Raw genomic sequence first — 3,852 nt, forward strand, 5'->3', positions numbered from 1 at the left:
CGCACAGGAACAATAGAATACACCAAAGCCAAAGAAATCAACAAGCTCTCTTCACTCGAAGACCGAAAGCAACTACTAGAAGACACAATAGACATGTCATTATCACTTCTAGAAGTCCGTAAACAAGTACTATCCAAAAAACCCAAATCCTCTCAACCCCAACTACAAATCCGCTTAGAGGACGCATACAAACAAGCTAAAAAATTCAAAGTCTGGGAAAACCCCGATAAACAGAAAAAACTCGAATCATTACTCGCAGAACTAGAAGCATTGCTAGAACCTGCAACTGCTCAATAATAACTGGTATTAAAGCGGGCGCCTGTCTTGATAATTACTCGTATGGGTAAGGATGTTAAGGCGCCCTTACTAATCAATCTTTAACATTCTCTCTTCAATTCCTTCCCAAGTACGTGGCGCCAGTCGCACTGCTGCATATGAACACTTAATAATCAGGCTATTGACATAGAGGTAATTGCCTAGTGCTTTAATTTCTTTTTCAGATAAATTAACCATTTCCGGAGTAAGCTTGAAAGCATGAAGCCATATTTCAATAAGGCGTTTAGCAAATAAATTATGCACTTCCTGTGAGCCATCATTACCAGGAACTTGCGCCTTGAGTGCTTCCATTTGGTCGATTAGCATGGTCAAGTCTATATTCTTAAATATTTTGAGATTCTTTAGGTTGTGAGCATAGTTGATAAATTTATTGATGCCATTGGCATCGGCGTAGGCGTAGGCATCAGCGATGGCGTAGGTTTTGGCATCGGCATTAGCGTAAGCTCTGGCGTAGGCATCGGCGTAGGCATCGGCGTAGGCTCTGGTTTCAGCATCGGCAATGGTGTCGGCCGAGGCAATAGTGTCGGTCGAGGCATTAGCGTAAGCTCTGGCCGAGGCAATAGTATCGGCAATAGCATCGGCGTAGGCTTTGACCGAGGCAATGGCGTGGGCTTTGGCGTAGGCATCGGTGATGGCCGATGCTCTGCCCGATGCCCTGGCATCCGCAATGGCGTATGCTCTGGTGTAAGCGATAGCGTAGGCAATCGCTGATGCACGTTTACCTAAAGGTTTAATATCAGCCGCAGAACCCGTAGTTTCTTCATATGCCCAACGTAGCAACGCTTGTAATGCGCGGAGTATTAATATAAGAAGGCGCCTGTTTTTCCATCAAAAGTAATAATTGGTCAGTTCTATCCATTAATCCTGCAACTAAGAGAAAAACTTCTCGCCAACGTGTATTCGTAAGTTCATTCTTCACCAACCCTTCAATTTGATTACTACTTACTATGTCCACTCGCGGTTAAATACTCTTGAAGCGTTAAGTGTGAAAATGAAAGTACATCAAAAGAGCGTTCCACTAATATACCCTGCTGAATTTGAATTGCTGACAAAATTACGCCCGCATCTAGGTGTTTTGGTGCATTCAAGTTATTTGCTAGAAACTTGCTAATTTGTGCTTCTACTTCGCGCTGGCTGAAAAATAGCTTATTCTCAACAAAATTATGACTGGCAATTTCTGCCAGCATCATTTCTTCGAGTTTCAAACTTAAATCTTTGTAAATAGGGTCACGTTGCACCCGCTTTTCTGATGCCCACTTTTTCAATAAAACATCCAGTGCTTCACCGTACAGTACTGCTCGATTTTTAGGGAAGGTTTGAGAGTCATCAAACACCAAACATAGTAATGTTAGTAGTAACGGTGTTTGTGCTAATTCTTTAGTCGCATCATATTCTGGTTGCTGCAATAATTCCCAGCATCTTTGTGCTGTATCTACCTGTTTATCTTGCTCTGATTGAAACCAGTTATTGATAAATTGCTCGATTTGCTCGTCATCAAAATTTGCCATTATTACATCATTAAACCGTTGAAACCCACTACGATAAGCCGCAGTGCGACACGAAGCAATAAAACGGTTTTGTGAGTGCTTATCTACAAAATCTTGAATTGTTGTAATCGCTTTATCTAACTGTTGATTTGGTATTTCATCCAAACCATCAAGTAATATTAATAGCTTACCTTTCTCTAAAAGTTTTTTAGCTGATTCTGAAGGTTGAGGAAAACCACAGTTGTCTAACTCCTGAATAATTGCCTGTTCCAGATTTATTTTACCTGTAGTAAATCGCTTTAGTTCCAGAAACACCGGAACACACTCATGCTCATATCCATTATTCTTACCCTTCAATGCTTCCAAACCCAGGCGCCGTAAAAATGTAGATTTACCAGCACCAGGTTGTCCCAATACCATCAAGTATTGCTTTGAGTTGGCAACCTTTAGTCCGTCTTGTTTCTCACACGAGGATTGAAACCCGCGCGTTTGTGACTGGCGAAAAGCCTCTTCTAAATTATTTATCGACGCAAACGCTATAATTCCTTCTTCCCCTAAAAACTGAACCGCTGTATACACATCCTCAAGCTTTACAGGTTCACGCATCCCCAAAACTTTGAGCTTCCCGTGGCGTTCCGCGTAATTCTCCACGTACTTTCTAGAAGCATTGAAAACTGCCTGCTGAATATTATCGCCAAAATTTATCCGTTTGACTAAATCGCCTCCACCATTCCAAGCAAATTTGACGACGATACCAGCCAAGCTTTTGGCGCCTTCTTCAGCTACTTTGAGCGCAAGCGGTTCCAGTCCAGTCATAGTGATGTTACTGATTGTTGCGGAATTTATGTAACAACTACAGTACTATTAAATCTCATTCCTGAAAACACACCACAGAAATTTTACTATCCTAAAAAATCCAAAACTTGAGATAGCTCAAGTCGAGGCGCCTCCCGGAATCAACATTTAATCACATTGTTAATTTAGTTCAAAAATACTATACTGTTTTGCACTGTTTATTTAGCTCGTTATTAATAAGCATTTTAGTTAATAAAAATTTGGGGAATTTATGTAGATAAAATTTAATTATTAACTTGTATTTTTATATCAAAAATATAAAAGATACCTTCAATATTTTCGCTTAGTTTATATTAAATAAACATGAATAACAGTCGTTTAAAAATTATCGGTAAAAACTCATACTGACAAAGGTACAGTGAAGGTACAAAAAAATGTGCTTACCCCTTTTTTGTACCTGTTTTTTCAGTTACAAAACGCCAAAATCCTGCCAAATTTAAGAGAAAATCGTACCTAGTTACGGTACGTTTTGGGGGTGGTACTGAGGAAATTTTCAAAAAATTTTTTTTTTAAGGGGGTATATTATGTCCCTATGAAAAAAAAAATTTTTCGTCATTTTTAGTACCAGTACCAGGGTAAAAAATTTGTGTACGAGACTGCCTGAAACTAAAAATACTGTTACTTTGTACCTTCTACCACGCTGTTTTGGGTACAAATTTCACCTAATTTTGAGGTACAAAACCCCGTTCTTTCAGGTACAGACGTAAGTTTATGTTAGTTCAATATTTTCTCAATGTAATATTATTAAGCTATTATTGATGAATAAATTACTTTTTCGTACTACAATTTTATAATTCCGTACCGATTTTAATAGTTAACAGGTACGAATAGAGTTTTAATATGTAATAAAATTGCTTGTGCAGGCGCCTAATTTTAAGCACGAGTTTTTTGTTGGGTTCCGTTCCTCCACCCAACCTACATTCGGAATTGGCGCCCTGTTTAAACCAAGTCAGCTAGGACGTTACTCACCTGTAGCTGATGCTGTTGGCGGTTATCGTCGTAGATCATCAATGTTTCTAGATTGCTGTGTCGGCTCAATTTCTGTACTTCGCGGACGCTTTGACCTGCGTCCAGTGCCGCTGTTATTGCACTGTGTCTAATTCTGTGGGGGGATAGGGGTTTACCAATGTTGGCTTTAAGAGCGCGCGTTCGTACCATTTTGGCAATACCCGCA

The 3,852-nt window shown here is 39.7% G+C and carries 4 protein-coding genes and 1 pseudogene; 1 reads left to right on the forward strand and 4 read right to left on the reverse strand.

Translation table 11 applies throughout. The annotated features are described in order from the left end of the window. Positions 1 to 297, forward strand: a pseudogene (locus tag AC2JBO_RS43720) (ParB/RepB/Spo0J family partition protein); the annotation flags it as partial. A gap of 69 nt (positions 298 to 366) precedes the next feature. Here AC2JBO_RS43720 and AC2JBO_RS43725 read toward each other — a convergent pair. The 4 genes from AC2JBO_RS43725 to AC2JBO_RS43740 all read right to left on the reverse strand — a co-directional run bounded on the left by AC2JBO_RS43725 (position 367) and on the right by AC2JBO_RS43740 (position 3,836). Continuing rightward, positions 367 to 1,116, reverse strand: a complete 750-nt coding sequence (locus tag AC2JBO_RS43725; RefSeq protein WP_496959875.1) for an NACHT C-terminal helical domain 2-containing protein — start codon at positions 1,114 to 1,116, stop codon at positions 367 to 369. Further along, positions 1,097 to 1,291, reverse strand: coding sequence for a hypothetical protein (locus AC2JBO_RS43730; RefSeq protein ID WP_496959876.1), 195 nt, complete (start codon positions 1,289 to 1,291; stop codon positions 1,097 to 1,099). The genes AC2JBO_RS43725 and AC2JBO_RS43730 overlap by 20 nt, the downstream gene beginning before the upstream one ends. Beyond that, positions 1,275 to 2,639, reverse strand: a complete 1,365-nt coding sequence (locus tag AC2JBO_RS43735; protein WP_496959877.1) for an NACHT domain-containing protein — start codon at positions 2,637 to 2,639, stop codon at positions 1,275 to 1,277. The genes AC2JBO_RS43730 and AC2JBO_RS43735 overlap by 17 nt, the downstream gene beginning before the upstream one ends. A gap of 978 nt (positions 2,640 to 3,617) precedes the next feature. Next, a complete protein-coding gene (locus tag AC2JBO_RS43740; protein WP_496959878.1) occupies positions 3,618 to 3,836 on the reverse strand; it encodes a tyrosine-type recombinase/integrase in 219 nt (72 codons plus the stop codon). Between the last annotated feature and the right edge of the window lie 16 nt (positions 3,837 to 3,852).

The organism is Calothrix sp. CBUCES-K 9914 (assembly GCF_059640475.1).